This is a genomic window from Epilithonimonas lactis, from assembly GCF_900110605.1.
GTDB classification, from domain to species: Bacteria; Bacteroidota; Bacteroidia; order Flavobacteriales; family Weeksellaceae; genus Epilithonimonas; species Epilithonimonas lactis.
This window is the reverse complement of sequence record NZ_FOFI01000002.1, coordinates 43374-59348: the sequence shown is the minus strand read 5'-3', so window position 1 is coordinate 59348 and position 15975 is coordinate 43374. Positions and strand designations below refer to the sequence as shown.

The 15975-nt window shown below is 37.3% G+C and carries 18 protein-coding genes and 1 pseudogene; 7 read left to right on the top strand and 12 right to left on the bottom strand.

What is annotated here, in order from left to right:
- Together BMW39_RS05420 and BMW39_RS05415 are read left to right on the top strand one after the other, a co-directional pair.
- Entirely contained in the window at positions 1-426 is a 426-nt protein-coding gene (locus tag BMW39_RS05420; RefSeq protein WP_034972935.1) for a hypothetical protein, read from the top strand.
- A 108-nt stretch (positions 427-534) separates the two neighbouring features.
- A complete protein-coding gene (locus tag BMW39_RS05415) occupies positions 535-1293 on the top strand; it encodes a TIGR03915 family putative DNA repair protein (protein WP_034972933.1) in 759 nt (252 codons plus the stop codon).
- 84 nt (positions 1294-1377) lie between these two features.
- On the opposite strand, the gene BMW39_RS05410 is transcribed toward BMW39_RS05415, so the two are convergent.
- Positions 1378-3405 carry a TonB-dependent receptor gene (locus BMW39_RS05410; RefSeq protein ID WP_034974152.1) on the bottom strand — a complete coding sequence of 676 codons (2028 nt, stop codon included), beginning with the start codon at positions 3403-3405 and terminating at the stop codon, positions 1378-1380.
- Between the two features lie 144 nt (positions 3406-3549).
- On the opposite strand from BMW39_RS05410, the gene BMW39_RS05405 reads away from it, so the two are divergent.
- Positions 3550-4059, top strand: coding sequence for a YceI family protein (locus tag BMW39_RS05405; protein WP_034972931.1), 510 nt, complete (start codon positions 3550-3552; stop codon positions 4057-4059).
- Positions 4060-4165: 106 nt separating this feature from the next.
- Here BMW39_RS05405 and BMW39_RS19300 read toward each other — a convergent pair whose 3' ends face one another.
- Complete coding sequence (locus tag BMW39_RS19300) at positions 4166-4462, bottom strand: hypothetical protein (protein ID WP_034972929.1); 297 nt, start codon at positions 4460-4462, stop codon at positions 4166-4168.
- A gap of 36 nt (positions 4463-4498) precedes the next feature.
- Here BMW39_RS19300 and ygiD point away from each other — a divergent pair, with 36 nt between their 5' ends.
- Together ygiD and BMW39_RS05390 are read left to right on the top strand one after the other, a co-directional pair.
- Positions 4499-5326 (top strand): 4,5-DOPA-extradiol-dioxygenase, encoded by an 828-nt coding sequence (gene ygiD, locus BMW39_RS05395; protein ID WP_034972927.1) that lies wholly within the window; start codon positions 4499-4501, stop codon positions 5324-5326.
- A gap of 395 nt (positions 5327-5721) precedes the next feature.
- The gene (locus BMW39_RS05390; RefSeq protein ID WP_131474265.1) at positions 5722-6891 is read left to right on the top strand and encodes a peptidase associated/transthyretin-like domain-containing protein; all 1170 of its coding nucleotides are present in this window, start codon (positions 5722-5724) and stop codon (positions 6889-6891) included.
- On the opposite strand, the pseudogene BMW39_RS05385 reads toward BMW39_RS05390, so the two are convergent.
- The 7 genes and pseudogenes from BMW39_RS05385 to BMW39_RS05355 form a co-directional block, all read right to left on the bottom strand.
- A pseudogene (locus BMW39_RS05385) lies at positions 6892-7337 on the bottom strand (GNAT family N-acetyltransferase).
- Between the two features lie 6 nt (positions 7338-7343).
- Positions 7344-7799, bottom strand: coding sequence for a DUF2059 domain-containing protein (locus BMW39_RS05380; protein ID WP_034974148.1), 456 nt, complete (start codon positions 7797-7799; stop codon positions 7344-7346).
- A gap of 10 nt (positions 7800-7809) precedes the next feature.
- The gene (gene hutH, locus BMW39_RS05375) at positions 7810-9297 is read right to left on the bottom strand and encodes a histidine ammonia-lyase (RefSeq protein WP_034972925.1); all 1488 of its coding nucleotides are present in this window, start codon (positions 9295-9297) and stop codon (positions 7810-7812) included.
- A gap of 92 nt (positions 9298-9389) precedes the next feature.
- Positions 9390-9905: a hypothetical protein gene (locus BMW39_RS05370; protein WP_034972923.1), complete on the bottom strand. Its 516-nt coding sequence runs from the start codon at positions 9903-9905 to the stop codon at positions 9390-9392.
- Positions 9906-9923: 18 nt separating this feature from the next.
- A complete protein-coding gene (locus BMW39_RS05365) occupies positions 9924-10325 on the bottom strand; it encodes a lysozyme inhibitor LprI family protein (RefSeq protein WP_034972921.1) in 402 nt (133 codons plus the stop codon).
- Positions 10326-10344: 19 nt separating this feature from the next.
- The gene (locus tag BMW39_RS05360) at positions 10345-10875 is read right to left on the bottom strand and encodes a YfiT family bacillithiol transferase (RefSeq protein ID WP_034972919.1); all 531 of its coding nucleotides are present in this window, start codon (positions 10873-10875) and stop codon (positions 10345-10347) included.
- Positions 10875-11528 carry an SGNH/GDSL hydrolase family protein gene (locus BMW39_RS05355; RefSeq protein ID WP_034972917.1) on the bottom strand — a complete coding sequence of 218 codons (654 nt, stop codon included), beginning with the start codon at positions 11526-11528 and terminating at the stop codon, positions 10875-10877. The genes BMW39_RS05360 and BMW39_RS05355 overlap by 1 nt, the downstream gene beginning before the upstream one ends.
- A gap of 174 nt (positions 11529-11702) precedes the next feature.
- On the opposite strand from BMW39_RS05355, the gene BMW39_RS05350 reads away from it, so the two are divergent.
- On the top strand, positions 11703-11948 hold the full coding sequence (locus BMW39_RS05350) for a VF530 family protein (protein WP_034972915.1): 246 nt from the start codon (positions 11703-11705) through the stop codon (positions 11946-11948).
- A 5-nt stretch (positions 11949-11953) separates the two neighbouring features.
- On the opposite strand, the gene BMW39_RS05345 is transcribed toward BMW39_RS05350, so the two are convergent.
- Genes BMW39_RS05345 through BMW39_RS05335 form a run of 3 tightly spaced genes read right to left on the bottom strand, consistent with a single transcriptional unit; the run spans position 11954 to position 15099 of the window.
- Positions 11954-12331: a YchJ family protein gene (locus tag BMW39_RS05345; protein ID WP_034972913.1), complete on the bottom strand. Its 378-nt coding sequence runs from the start codon at positions 12329-12331 to the stop codon at positions 11954-11956.
- Between the two features lie 24 nt (positions 12332-12355).
- On the bottom strand, positions 12356-13051 hold the full coding sequence (locus BMW39_RS05340; RefSeq protein ID WP_034972911.1) for a toxin-antitoxin system YwqK family antitoxin: 696 nt from the start codon (positions 13049-13051) through the stop codon (positions 12356-12358).
- Between the two features lie 26 nt (positions 13052-13077).
- Positions 13078-15099, bottom strand: a complete 2022-nt coding sequence (locus BMW39_RS05335) for a M3 family metallopeptidase (RefSeq protein WP_034972909.1) — start codon at positions 15097-15099, stop codon at positions 13078-13080.
- Positions 15100-15418: 319 nt separating this feature from the next.
- Between BMW39_RS05335 and BMW39_RS05330 the strand changes: the two genes are divergently transcribed.
- A complete protein-coding gene (locus BMW39_RS05330) occupies positions 15419-15949 on the top strand; it encodes an SRPBCC family protein (protein WP_034972907.1) in 531 nt (176 codons plus the stop codon).
- Positions 15950-15975 lie beyond the last annotated feature (26 nt).

Sequence of the window (15975 nt, the reverse complement as noted above, 5' to 3'; positions counted from 1 at the left end):
ATGAGAACAAAAAAAGCCTTTCGCCAAGCCGAACGAAGAATTAGTGAGATTGAAAATTCAATTTCGAAATTTTCTCAACCATTAATGTCAAATTCAAAATGGGTCAGATTGATTGAACAAATAGTTGTTCATAGTGATGAAATAAGGAGAATAGAATTTAAGAAAATTCAAAGTGAGAGAATTGGAGAATTGTATTTGAATGAAGAAAGTATTTTTGAATTCGATTATTGGCAAACAGGTTTTGAAGCTAATAATTCTTTTAATGAATGTCTTGAATATCGAGAAATTGAATATTTAATTTTTCCTAAAGTCATTAGTCCAGACACAAATCAAGATTTAAACAGAATATCAGCTATAATAAAAAATGTTGGAGAATTTGATTTAGAATCCAACGAAAATGAATTGAAGCTTTTGTGCTATAAGTAATTAAAAATCAATTTAGATTCTTTACGTCGAACCTCTTTGTTAGGTTCCCTGCGGAATTACAAAATTGCGTTTCCTCAACTCCAAAATCCTCCCACACTCCAACCCAAAATGACAACCCTCCTCTACGACGGCAGTTTCGACGGAATTTTAACCGCAGTATTCGAAGTTTTTGAATACAAGTATAAAGACGTGGAAATCCGAAACAGAGACAGATTCCAACAGGAAAATATGTTCGCAGAAATCCACGAGGTTGTGACGCAAAACGAAAAATCTGACCGCGTTCTAAAGAAATTAGAAACAAGCATTGGAAAATCCGGCATCAAACAATTGCTAATGGTTTTCCTCTCAGAACTTCCGGAATCTGAAGTTTTAATATTTTCCGCCATCAAGCAATCGATTAAAAGTCCTGACAATAATGTTTTGCAGAATTTCGCTAATGATGATATTCTTCAAATCTCAAAAATCTGCAAATCAGTAAGTCGAGAAAGACATCGAATGACAGCATTCGTAAGGTTTGAGAAAATGAAAGACGATATTTATTTCGCCAAGATTGACCCTGATTTTGATGTTCTGCCTTTGATTCGAAAACATTTCAAAGACCGATACGCCGACCAAAAATGGATGATTTATGACCTCAAACGCCATTACGGACTGTTTTATGATTTAAAAGATTGTGAATTTTTCTATCCAGATTCGGCTTTCAATCTGAATCAATATCAGCAGAAATTCCACGAGGAAGAAATCAATTATCAGGAACTTTGGAAAAGTTATTTCACGAAGACGAATATCAAGGAACGAAAAAATATCAAACTCCACGTTCAACACGTCCCGAAACGTTATTGGAAATATTTGACTGAAAAATTTTAAAGCTCTTGCAGATTCAGCAAATCAAAATGATAAAAATAAATCTGCATAATCAGCAAAATCTGCGAGACATTTTTTCAATTTAAATTACAACTGAATAGTCGCACCCACCACAAAATTCCGCTTTGCCGATGGATTATAAAATCGGTTTCCAAAAGCATTGATGTCAAATCCCAAAACATATTCCTCATTGTACAAATTCTGAATTTGGAAAAACAAATCCAGCCTTGATTTTTCGAATTTAATAGGATAACGGAATTGAATATTTGAGACCAAACTTGGTTCTGACCAAACAGAATTGGCATCTGTCAAAGGAATTTTAGAAGTCAGAAATTGAGAATAATCAACAGCTAATTTTTTGAAGAAAGTGAAATTCAGCAAACTGTTAATGGTGGTTTTCGGAACGCCGGTCAAAGCATTTCCTGAAAAGTCAGTAGTTCCCTGGACATAATTTTTAAATTTAAAATCATAAATGCTACCCGAAAATCTGAATTTGAAATGGCTTAAAACATTATTCTTCAAATCAAATCTTTTCGATTCCAAGAGAAATTCCCAACCTTTCTGAACCGTGTTTCCTTGGTTCACAAAATATTCCTGTCCAGCTTCATTCTGCCTTCTCACAATCGCATCTTTCATTCGGAAATCAAAATAATTCAATTCCAAAAAAACGGTATTTCCAAATTGTTTCCGCACACCAATTTCCTTGTTCCAGCCATATTCCGGAACTAGATTGAAATTGAATTCCTGATTGGAAGAACGAATCTCCTCATTCGTTGGCGCCGAATTTCCTTTCCCGATTTTCCCTCGCACAGAAAATCCTTTATCCAAAACATAGGTCATCCCAAAATTGGGCAACCATTGGTTTTTGAACTTTACATTTCCCGTTTCAGAAGTTGGAAAAATCTTTTCCCATTTGTAAGCATTTGAATTTAAACTAATGGAAATATCAGTAAATAACCGCTCATTAAAATTCAATTTTTGCGACAGAAAATAGAATCCGGAATTGTTTCTCAGCTTATCAAAATTCTGTGGATTGCCTTCTGTTCCGCGATTATTATCAAAGTTTTTAATGAAGATTGGATTGGTTGCACCTTCGTAACCCAATCGCCATTCGGCAGAAACTCTGTCCCAATTTTTCTCATAATTCAAATGCGTTCTCAAGGCATAATTACTTTCAAAACGGTTTTCAAAATTGGTAATAAAAGGATTCTCAAAATCCACATAAGAACCCTGAACCAAAACGAAATGCGAAAGTCCATTTGTCAATTGATATTGATTGGAAAGTCCAGCCAAAACCATTTTATTTCGGATTCCTGCATTTTGTTCTTTCGCCCCGGGAAGCGTTGCGGTAGCTGGTCTGGCTTGTTTTCTGTTGGCGTCCATTTGTGCCAAAGTCAGTCCGCCAGGCGTTTCATAATCCAAATCGGAGAAGAGTAGCATCGCCTTCAGTTCGCCTTTGTCAGAATATTTGAAATTGTCCTTAATGAAAATCTGTTTTCGCTCCACCGCCGATTGTTCACGGTAAGAATCTGTTCTGTAATAATTTTGATAAACGTGGAAAAAGTGCTTCCCAAATTGCTTTGAGTAATTAATACTTTCATTAAAAGTCCCGTAACTTCCAGACGAAAGATTCAAAGACAAATCATCAGCATTCTTAGTTTGAAGCAACAAAGTTCCGCCCGTCACCGCGCCAAAATCGCCACTTTCCGGACCTTTGTAAATCTCGATTTTATGAATTAAATCCGGCGAAATCTGATTAAAATAAGTATTTCCCGAAGCATCAGACAAAATAAAATCATCCAAATAAACTTTCACATTCCGCACGCCAAACGGTGAACGCAAAGAACTGCCTCGCACCGCAATTCGGTAACTTCCAGGCGAACGTTCTTCCATCCTCGCACCAGCGATTTGATTCACAGACTCCAGCAAACGGTCTGGCGGATTCTGAGAAAGCAGATTTTCTGAAACTACAGAAACGGATTTGGTAGAAGCAATAAATGAAACCGGTTTTTTATAAGCATCAATTTTAACTTCCGAAATTAAAGCCACAGAATCGCTCTTCTGGGAAAAATAAAACACACTGGAAAGTAGGAATAAAAAGGAAAGTTTTTTCATTGTTCTCATCACAGAAATCATTGTGCCGAAACAAGACAATCGTTAAAAAATTCACAAAAAAGTAATTCTTAACTTACATCAATGTGAGGCGGAGCTCGGCGCTATAAATTTGCACTATAATTAATCAACAAAATATTAAAAATTATGGCAACTAAATGGTTATTAGACCCAACGCATAGCGAGATCACTTTCAAAGTAAAACACTTGATGATCTCCAACGTGAAGGGAGAATTCACAACTTTCAACGCAGAGATCGACGCAGAAGATGACACGTTCGCAAGTGCAAAAGTTTCCGCTTTCATTGACACAGATTCTATATTCACCAACAATACAGACAGAGACAATCACCTGAAATCAGCAGATTTCTTCAACGCAGAAGCTAACCCGAAAATCACTTTCGAAGCTTCCACTTTGAACGGTAACGTGACTGGAAACCTAACATTGAACGGCATTACCAAAGAAATTACTTTGGACGTGGACTTCGGAGGAATTAATTCTGATCCTTGGGGCAACACCAAAGCAGGTTTCTCATTCGAAGGGAAAATCAAAAGATCAGACTTCGGTCTTACTTGGAACGCAGCTTTGGAAACAGGCGGTGTGATGGTGAGCGAAGAAGTGAAAATTGCAGGAGAACTGCAGTTCGTAAAACAATAATACATCATAGTATTTTTATAGTTTGAGTTTTTTAAAGTGTGAACAAGGGCAACTTTGTTCACGCTTTTTTGATTTTATGAATTAGAATTATTATAATTTTGGCAGCTTAATCCGCCTTCCGTTCCCAATCTTTTTTGCCAGAGGATTTCAGTCTAAATAGAACTTGAGAAGACGCAAAAAAGGATTTCCACTCAAGTCGGGCTGCGGATTCTACATAAAAACAAGCTTTGTCAAAAACACGGAATGACAATATTGTGTCAATAAAAATCTGCTTAATCAGCCAAATCTGCGAGAAAAATTTCATTAAAATTATTTCCCCAACCCTCAAGGGAGTAATTTTAATAAAATTTTCAAATAATTTTCTCCCTTTAGGGTTGGGGTAAAAAATGGTTTGAAAATACATTTTACATCAATACATTTTACTTTTTACAAAACAAAAATGAACCTCAACGACCTTTCCAACATCTCCGATAACTTCAAAACCACACAAAAAATGCCCGTCCTTTTCCTGGGACACGGCTCTCCGATGAACGCCATCGAAGAAAATATTTTTGTGCAGGGTTTCCGAAACATCAGCAAAGAGATTCCAAAACCGAATGCCATCATTTGTATTTCTGCGCATTGGTTTACCAACGGCACATTCGTCACAGCGATGGAACTTCCGAAAACCATTCACGATTTTGGCGGTTTTCCGCAAGCCTTGTTTGATGTTCAATATCCCGCAAAAGGAAATCCAGAATTGGCAAAGGAAACTGCAGAATTATTATCTCCTATTTTGGTGGAAGAAGACCACAATTGGGGATTGGACCACGGCGCGTGGTCGGTTCTTCGGCATCTTTATCCCGATGCAGATATTCCGGTCATTCAGTTGAGTATTGATTACACAAAACCACCACAATATCATTTTGAGTTGGCGAAGAAATTATCCAAACTACGAGAAAAAGGAATCTTAATTATCGGAAGTGGAAACATCGTTCATAACCTCAGATTGATCGACTGGAAAAATATTGACACAGTTGGTGCCGGCTGGGATTGGGCGATAGAAGCGAGAGAAAAAACCAACAATTGGCTTCTGGATGGTGATTTCCAAAAACTCATCGATTATCAAAAACAAGGCACATTTTTGCAATACGCCGTTCCAACGCCCGACCATTATCTGCCATTGATCTATAATCTCGGATTGAAAGAAAAATCAGAAGAATTATCCTTGTTCAACGATTCGTTGATTGGCGGTTCATTGAGTATGACTTCGATAAAAATAGGATAAGTATTAAGAAAATTCGAAAAACCATTCCGATAAGACACGAAACCGTTTTGTTAGGGTTTTCAACCTGTTGGTTATGACAAGCAAGCATTTTGTTTATAGGAACAAGCGTTTAGTTGAGGCGTTCAACCATTTAGTTGGGGCAATCAAGTACTTAGTTGAAGCAATCAACCACTCAGTGAAGACGAACAACCGCTCCGTGAAGGTAATCAAGTACAATTTGTTAAATTTCAGTACTTTATGGATAGTTTTACATAGTAGCGAAAAGGGAAATTTTCCTTATTTAAACTTTCGAATGACTTAAAACGCACGACAACTTTTGTGACTATTGTGGTTTAATGCATATTTCGACGAAATCCTTTTTTTATTTATTAAATTCGGAGTTCAAAATATATCACGTGAGGTTTTTACAATTCTTAATATTCTTCTTCGGAACTTTTTTTCTGTATTCCCAAACCATTTCGGGGAAAATACAAACGGAAAGTGGTGCAGCCATTTCGAATGTGAATGTGTATCTGGATGGAACAAAGGTATCGTCCGTTTCCAATGGCGACGGAAGTTTTCAGTTGGATGTACAGGGACAGAAAAGTGGAAATATCATCTTTCAAAAAGATAATTATGAGACCAGTATCTTTCCATTAGAAAAGGCAATTGGGAAATCTGTGAAAGTCATCATCAATCCCGTCAGTGAAATCGAGGAAGTCGTTATCATTCCATATACAGAGCAGGCTTACAAAGATTTTATTAATTATTTCCTAGACCAGTTTATTGGATTTGATAGGGATGATGTGAGAATCAAAAACCAACGGACGCTTAAGTTTTCTTACGACAAGAAAAATCAATTTCTGAAAGTGAAAGCACCGCAAACGTTGGTCATCGAAAATAAGAAATTGGGTTATACGATCCAATATAATCTGATCAATTTCCAGGCTGATTTCAAAGCAAAAAGTACAAGTTATCTGGGGACATCATTCTTCAAAGAGACCAGTTTCAGAAAGGAGATCACTCTCAATCGGATGAATGCTTACAAAGGTAGTGTGATGCATTTTTTGAGAAGTCTCTATCAAAATGAGCTGGAAAAGGAAGGTTTCATCGTGAATCACGCCAAGCGGATCCCAAACCCAGAATATCCTTCTGAAGCCGAATTGCAGAAACTGAACGACCATTTTGCCATTAAGAAAACACAAAACTCGACCTTGCCTTGGACCGATGAGTTGGAAGCGATTGCGCAAAAGAAAAGTAGAAACTCCGAATTTCTGATGGCCATCCTGAAAACCAAAATGAAAGAGTCTGAATTTACGAAGCGTCAAGATGAACGCTTGTTCTTAGACTTTGAAGATCTGCTTCAGGTCAATTTTCAGAAATATTATTACGAGATCAAGAAAGGCGAATTTGTGAGATCTTCTGGCGTGGTGACGCAATCATCATTCGTGCATCCGGAAGCTATGCAATTCGAGATCTTTCCGGAAGGCAATATTTCTGAACCTGATCTGTTGATCTTGGAAGGCGATTTCTCCAGGCAGAATATTTCAAAAATGTTGCCTTTGGACTATCAGTTGGGGAATTGATTATAGGGTTTTCTCAAAACAAACGCTGTTTTCCACGCCTGCATATTGTCCGTAATTTGGGATAACTTTATAACCGCATTTTTGATAAAGTGCAACCGCTTCGGTTTGTCTTTTCCCCGTTTCGAGGATTGTTTTCTCGTAACCTAATTCCTTAGTCCAAGTTTCTAATTCTTTTAAAATAGCAGAAGCCAAACCTTTTCCTCGTTCCTCCGGAAGCGTGAACATTCTTTTGACTTCCATCGATTTTTCATCAAAAGCTTTTATTGCGCCACAAGCAAGGCCTCATCATTATCATAAATGACGATACAGTTTTTTAGCGAATCGATTTTGTTGTATTGATCATAAAAACCGTGTTCATCACCATCTATTATAGCGAGATAAGCGTCCAGTTGTTTTACGAGATTTTGGAAATCTTGGTTTTCGGAAGTCGTGCGGAGGATGTTCATTAATGATTATTTTGATGGCAGTGGAGGCGGCGGGTCTTGTAGATAATTTTCTTCTTTTAGCTTTTTAATTACTTTTTCAGCGATCTTTGATCCCCATTGCTTTCCAGCTTCTTGACTTTCTAGCATAATTTGCGGTAATATTTTCGTAGTTTTGATTCCAACGGGACTTTTGTAGAAGACAATTAAGTCATCAATATCTTTTTCTGTATAATATTTGTGATAAAGTGGCAAAATCAAATCTTCCAGATCTGAAGCTTTGATCTCATTAGAAAAATCAATCCAGACTTTCTCAGGTACCGATGGGTAAGCGGATTTGAAATGTGTCAAAATTTGTTTTGCATATGTAGCTCCCAAATTTCCTGCGCCAGTAAGTGTCAATAATTCTCTGATTTTTTCATTTTTTGCTTGTGCAAAAGATAATGAATACAAAAATAAGCTACCTATTAATAATAATTTTTTCATTGAATGATTTTTAATTGACAATTAGTTTTCTTTCTTTGATCAACTCGGCAATTTTCAAAATATCCTCACCAATCAATCTATCATTTTCCAACTTCGGAACCACAGAACGGATAATTGCATAATTCTTCTCAACAATTTCCGAGCAAACTGCAGGTCTTCTGAATTCCAGACCTTGAGCGCCAAACATCAATTCAATCGCCAAAATATTTTCAAGATTTCCAAGGATTTGATTGAATTTTCTTCCCGAAATACTTCCCATAGAAACGTGGTCTTCCTGACCTAAACTTGTCGGTATAGAATCTGCAGAAGCTGGAAAACAAAGCGTTTTGTTCTCTGTAACCAATGCTGCACTTGTGTATTGCGGGATCATAAAGCCGGAATTAAGGCCAGAACTTTCGATTAATAATTTAGGCAAACCATATTTTCCTTCCAGCAAGAGATAACTTCTTCGGTCAGAGATATTTCCAAGTTCAGCTGCTGCCAATGCACAATAATCTAAAGGCAAAGCCATTAATTGTCCGTGGAAATTCCCGCCTGAGATGGATTCTTCTGCACTTAGAATGATTGGATTGTCGGTTACAGAATTCAATTCTGTGTCTGCCATTTGTTTCAAATGTTCAAAAGCATTTCTGCTAGCGCCGTGAACTTGCGGTACACATCTCATAGAATATGGATCCTGAACGCGGTCGCAGAATTCGTGGGACTTCAGATTGTCAGAATCTTTCAGGAAGTTTCGCATTCTTTCTGCCACTTTTCGGCTTCCGTCAAACGGGCGAATGTCGTGCAATTCTTTTTTGAAAGGACTTGCAGAACCTCGATAAGCTTCAAGGCTCATTGCCGCAGTCAGGTCTGCTAAATCTAAAAGATATTCGAATTTTGATAATCCAATGATGGCGTGAGCGAGGATGAATTGCGTGCCATTGATCAATCCCAAACCTTCTTTTGGACCAAGTTTTAATGGCTGAATATTATGCTTTTCGAGAACTATAGATGTCTCAACCGTTTTATCATTTTCCCAAACCTGACCTAGTCCTAAAAGTGGCAAAACCAAATGTGCCAAAGGCGCCAGATCTCCAGAAGCTCCAACAGAACCTTGCTCTGGAACAACAGGAATGATGTCTTTCTCCAACATCATTATCAATCGCTCAATCACATCTAATGAAACACCCGAAAATCCTTTTGACAAAGCGTGCACCTTGGCAATCATCATTATTTTTGAAATATTCTTATCAATCGGTTTTCCAACACCAACGGCGTGAGAAATAATCAAATTGTGCTGAAGTTGCGCTGTTTCCGATTCTGATATTTTGGTGTCGCAAAGTGGTCCGAATCCTGTATTGATACCGTAAACCGTCCTGTCAGAAGCTACAATTTCTTGAACATTCTTTTGCGACTTTATAATTTGTTCTTTTGATTTTTCACTGAGTTTTGCAAGCGATGGATTTTTTGCTATTGCCAAAACATCCTGATATCCGAGCGTATCGATTCCGTAGATCATTACTAAAAAATTTTGCCTAAAAATACACTTTTCGGGAAGAATATGAGCGGGGTTCGAAAATAAAGAATTTGTCTGTAGATGATTTAGGAAACTTATAATATTTTGACCTCATCTGTTTTAGAATTGTATCTCATTTTTAAATGTCTATCCCAATTTAAAAATTCGTCACAGCTGAAATTTAGAAAGTTCCCATCCCACAACTCAAATTTAATCACGTCCATTTGAATTGGACTTTCAATGTGTTTTGTATTGCTTAATTTATCCAAGATTTTGGTAATATTATAGTAATCTGACACAAGAAAATTTCCATCATTAATGGCAATCAAATTTATATATCCAGGACTGTTATCAAATTCAATTAAATCACCATTATTTAAATCAATTGAAAATAAATAATCTGAAGTCAAAATTAAAACCCTTTTTGAAATTTCTGAAATTGCTACTCTTTTTCTTTCTCCCCGGAATTGTCCACACCATTGCTCATAATTCTCATCTGTAAATCTAACGAATGTCCAGGACTGTGAATTCCAGGCACTTTCAACATCATATATCCTTTCCATATATTCTCCAGAATCTGGTCGACTAATAATTTCTGCATTTATAATCATTAAATCAATTTTAGAAAATCAATAATCAAACTGCTCATCATATTCTTTAAGCTGTAAAGCCCTTTCCTTCACAATCTCCAATTTTTTATTTTCCGCGATGACGTAGAATAATGTTCCTTTCTTCACACCAAAATAATACTTGTCAATCAATTTGAATTCAGAATCTCGGAACTTCATCCAATTTCTCTGCGCTTCTACCAATTCGCTCTTTCCGGTTTTTGAAAGTTTTTGACTTAATGATAAATAAGATTTGTTAAGTTCCTTATCCCAAGAATCCCGAGCAGAAGAAACACAACTTACTTGACCAGCGGTAGAATTTCTCTGGCTTAGACATTTTTCCAGGTCTTGGTCAATTTTATTTTGAGCAAATGAAAAGGTAGTTGTGACGAGCAAAAACAAAATGGAAATAGACTGTTTCATAATTTCATTTAAAAAGTTTTTAATTAAATCTCAATTCCTTCGCTTGACGAATATGCGCCAAATGATGCTGACAATGCCAACTGTAAATTAAAATATTCTCTTTGAGCGAAATCTTTTCTGGCTGTTCAGGATGGATAAATTCTTTGTTCAAATCTTCCTCCGACAAACTCTTCAAAATAAAAACCCATCTTTCGTGCAACGCTTCCAGTAACTTCAAAGAAACAAAAGGCGAAAGTTTGCTATCCGGAAGTTCCGCCCAAAGACTTTCTTCATAAGGTTTTATCGTTGGAAGATTTTCCGTCAACGCCAATTTGAATCGCACATAACTGTTGATATGACTATCGGCACAATGGTGAACGACTTGAGTGATGGTCCAGCCTTCTGGTCTGTATTTTAACTTCAAATCGTTTTCATCCAAATTTTCAATTTCAGCTTTCACAAGATTTGGAAAGTTTTCAATTTCAGAAATAGCAGAATCGATGATTTCTTTGGTGATGGTTTCTGGTTTTACGAATTTTCCGACTGGGAATTTTAGTGCTTCAAGATTCATTACTTCAAATTTTTCAATAGAATTGCTTCCATTTTCTCATAACCCAATTTGTTCGGGTGGATTCCGTCTTCTGCGATTTCTTTAGGCAAACCATTTTTGTCGTCTTTCAATGGCGTGTGATAATCGATGTAGGTGATTTTGTTTTTCTGAGCGTAATCTTTTATCATTTGATTCAGTGCAATCACTTTGTCAGCGGGCATCATTCCTTTTCGCCAAGGGAAATCAGAAGCGGGAAGCGCCGAACACAAAACCACTTTGATGTTATTAGCTTTCGCCAGTTCAACCATCGAAACAATATTCCCGAAAATTTTATCCATCGAAATCGGACCTTGATTTTCCGCAATATCATTTGTTCCGGCGAGGATAATCACGCGTTTTGGTTTCAATAAAATCACATCTTCCCGAAATCTCAAAAGCATTTGAGAAGTCACCTGACCCCCAATTCCTCTCCCGACGAAATTGTTTTTGGTGAAAAATTCCGGGTCTGTGGCAAACCAGCCTTCTGTGATAGAATCGCCCATCAATACAGAGTTTGGTGTTGTGTTTTTGGATTTTACTTCTTGATTTTGTTTTTGATATCTGCCGAAATTGGCGAAGTCCTGAGCGTGAGACATTGTAGAAAATAAAAGGATAATAAAAGTTAGGATTTTCATTTTTTCTGATTTATAATCAAATATATGAAATAAGGAGAATTAAATGTTTGTACTTTTAATAATACTTAGCTGAGCGAAGCGCCTTTGCGAACCTTAAAAATATTTTCAATAATTATAAAGAAATCTTTGCGCGCTTTGCGTTCAAAATTATATTAAAATCAATAATTTTACAAAATGGAACAAACTTCGAAAGACCCTTTACACGGCAAAAGACTCGACGCGATTTTGGAAGAATTGGTGGATTATTACAATGGTTTCGAAGAATTGGGAAAGCAAATCAACATCCGATGTTTCAACGCCGACAATCCAAGTATTAATTCCTCACTGAAATTCCTTAGAAAAACCGACTGGGCAAGAGCGAAAGTCGAAAGTTTGTACCTCTATGTTTTGAGACAAAAAAAGAAAAGAGGTTTGCTTTAAATTTCTTAATCCAAAAATACTCCGCTCACATAATACCAACGATTCTGAATCGTCTTGAAGGTCGATAACTCGTGATGAACTTGCGGATTTCCATCTTCATCCGTATAAAACGCTTTGAATTCCACCTTGTTCATTGATGGTGTATCCACGATTTCCAACTTCGTCCAATCATTGATTTCGCCCCATTCTTGAAGACTTTTCTTACTATGAAATTTCCGTTTTCCAGGCGACGTGGTTTCCCAAAGATATTCACCGTTCGGAATCGCAAACGCCGAAAATCTGGAACGCATCAAAGCTTCCGAAGTCGGCGGGAATTTTTCTTTTGTGTGATAAGGTTGACAGCAATCTTCGTAGGATTTTCCGGAACAGCAGGGACAAGTCATTGCTTAAAATTATAAATTATAAGGTTATTTAGTTTTTTTCAGATTGCCATTTTCATCATAATATTTCCATTCTCCTGTCTTTTCACCATCTTTTATTATTCCAACTGCTCCAATCTTTCCGTTCTTATGATATAATTTCCATTCGCCGACCATCATTCCTTTTTCATCGTGACTGCCAGTTTTTTCCAAGTTTCCGTTTTCGTGATAATATTTCCATTCACCAACGCGATTGTTGTCTCTTTGGGTTCCAACGTGTCTTAGTTGTCCATTGGCGTAATATTCTTTCCATTCGCCAATGGTTTTTCCAGCTTCATCGTAGCTTCCAATCATTTTTGGTTTTCCATTTTCGTGGTACCATTGGTGTTCGCCCATTCTGTTCTCGCCATCGTACAAGCCAATTTCATAGAGTTGTCCATTATCATAATATTCCTTCCACTCACCAGTTTGCTTTCCATTTTCGAATCGACCAACTGTTCTTAATTTTCCATTGCGATAATAGGTTTTCCATTCACCGACTGGTTTTCCATTGTTGTATTTTCCGATTTGGAAGAGTTCGCCATTTTTCCCAAACCATTTCCATTCGCCCGTTCGCTCTCCATTTTTGTCCGTTTGTCCGGTTAGCTTCGCATCATTTTCAAATAATGTTGTGGGCTTCGTTTGAGCTTTTACAAAGATTGAAAAACAGACCAGTATTAAAATTAAGTTTAAGTGACTTTTCAATATTTTAATTTTTAGCTAATATAATATTAAGCTCCAAATGCTCTCTTCAGCAAACTCTCCACTTTCGGCTCGCTTCCACGGAACGCTTTGAACAATTCCATCGGGTCTTTGGTTCCGCCGGAAGAAAGAAGGATTTTATATTTTGAAGCGATTTCCGGATTGAAAATACCATTCTCTTTGAAATATTGAAACGCATCCGCATCCAAAACTTCCGCCCATTTGTAAGAATAATAACCAGCCGAATATCCACCTTGGAAAATATGAGAAAAACTCGGTGCAGTCGCCGTTTCTGGATTTGAAGGGTAGATACTTGTAGCCTCAGTTTTTTCAACTTCGTACTCTTTCACGCTCAAACGCTCCAACTCTTCAACTTCCGAATGAAACGCCATATCCAACAATCCAAGACCAACTTGTCTCATTGTTTGATAGCCTTCCATAAACGATTTGCTTTGAGATAACTTCTCGATTTTTTCGTCTGGTAAGATTTCTCCGGTTTGATAATGTTTAGCGAAAGTTTTCAGAAATTCTGGTTCGTAGCAAAAATTTTCTAAGAATTGGGAAGGCAATTCCACAAAATCCCATTTTACAGAAGTTCCTGATAGATTCGGATATTGCGTGTCTGCCAAAACGCCGTGAAGTGCGTGTCCAAACTCGTGGAAGAGAGTTGTCACTTCCTGGAAAGTCAGTAAACTTGGTGTGTCTTTCGTAGGCTTTGTGAAATTACAAACCACGGAAATATGCGGACGGGAATTTTCGCCGTCTTTTTTATATTGATTTTTATAGCTCGTCATCCAGGCTCCGGCACGTTTTCCTTTTCGAGGATGATAATCGGCGTAGAGTAGGGCTTTTACGTCTCCATTTTCTGTGATTTCGTAGGTTTTGACGTCATCGTGGTATTTCTGAACATCATTAATTTCTTTGAATTCTAATCCAAATAATTTTCCGGCTAAACCAAAAACTGCTTCCTGAACTTTCTCCAATTGGAAATAAGGTTTCAGTTCTTCATCATCAATATCGAATTTTTGTTTTCTTAATTTTTCGGCGTAGAAAGCGTGGTCATAACTTTGGATTTCTTCTATTCCGTCGGCTTTTGCTAAGGTTTTTAATTCCTCGATTTCCTTTTGAGCGAAAGGTTTTGCTTTGTCCAAAAGTTCGTTAAGGAATTCAAACACTTTTTCTGGCGATTTTGCCATTCTTTCCTCCAAGACGAAATTTGCGTAATTTTTATAACCCAATAATTCCGCTTTTTCCTGACGAAGTTTTACGATTTCTTTGATGAGGTTTTGATTGTCAAATTCGCCTCCGTCAAAGGATTTTTTCCCATTAGCCAAAGCCAATTCTTTTCTCAATTCACGGTTTTCGGCGTAAGTCAGAGCAGGAAGATAACTCGGATATTGAAGTGTAATAACGTAACCTTCCAAACCTTTTTCCTTGGCATCTTCGTGATATTGCTCAAGGATTGCTTCGGGAATTCCTTTCAATTGTTCTTTGTCTGTGATGTGTTTGAAATAAGCGTTGGTCGATGCCAAAGCATTTTGTCCGAATTGAAGGGACTTGATGGACAAATCCATATTGATTTTTTCCAGTTTCTTTTTGTCTTCGTCGTTCAAAAGTGCACCGCTTCTCACAAAACCTTTGTAAGTTTCGTTAAGCAACATTTTTTGTTCGTCGTTCAATGACAAAGTGTCTTTCTGGTCGTAAACGTTTTTGATTCTTTCGAATAGTTTTTCGTTTTGCGAAATTTTTGAAGAGAATTCGGTCAACAGTGGAGAAACATCTTGCGCGATTTTCTGGATTTCGTCGTTGGTTTCGGCAGAATTTAGATTGAAGAAAATGCTCGAAACTCTGTCCAATTGTTCGCCGGAAAAAGCCATTGCTTCAATCGTATTTTCGAAAGTTGGCGTTTCTGGATTGTTGGTGATTTCGTCGATTTCTTTTTCTGCGGTCTTTACCAATTCCTGAAATGCTGGAAGATAATGTTCTTCTTTGATGTCGCTGAAGGGTGATGAGGTATATTTTGTATTGAATTTTTCTAATAGTGGATTCATAATTTTGTTGATAGTTGATAGTTGATAGTTGATAGTTGATGGTTAGCCTTGTCCTTGTCAGGCTGAGGCTCTCGAAGCCTTTTCTAATTTTGTTGAAATCACAAATTTAGTACCTAAAGTTGAAACTATGACAAAATTGCGCCCCGACTTGAGTGGAAATCCTTTTTTGCTTGTCGTCGAATTCAATTTAACTGAAATGTCGAGCAAAAAAGATTGGGAACGGAAGGCGGATAAAGGCGCCCAAATAAATATTGTCTTAGGAAAAGTTTTTGTGTTTAAATTATTTTTAGATTTGTTTTGAACTTAAACTATACTTATTATGAAAAAATTTCTGAAAATCTTAGGTGTCATTTTGGGCATTTTTGTGGCGTATTGTCTTATCGCAATCTTGTTTTTTGACAGCCATTATCACGGTGAAAAATCAATTGTGATAAATGCAACGCAGGAGAAGGTCTGGCAGAATGTGAACTCGATGCGCGCCATCAATTCCTGGAGTCCGTGGATGAAACTGGATAAGAATCTGGTGAAAACGTATAAGGGAAATAGCGGTGTTGTCGGTGATTTTTTCGCTTGGAAAGGTAATGATGAAGTGGGCGAAGGCGAGCAGGAAATCACGAGAATCGAGCCGAATCAGCTGGTGACGACGAAGATGCATTTCATCAAACCTTTTGAGGATTATGCGACTTCGAATATCAAATTGGAACCTGCTGGCAATGATACGAAGGTGACCTGGGATATCGATTTTGATTGTACGACCATTATGAAACCGATGAAACCGGTGCTCGACAGACAAATGATGAGTACGTTTGATGAAGGCCTGAATGACTTGAAAACCTTATCTGAAAAATAAAAAAATCGCCCCGAAATTATCGGGGC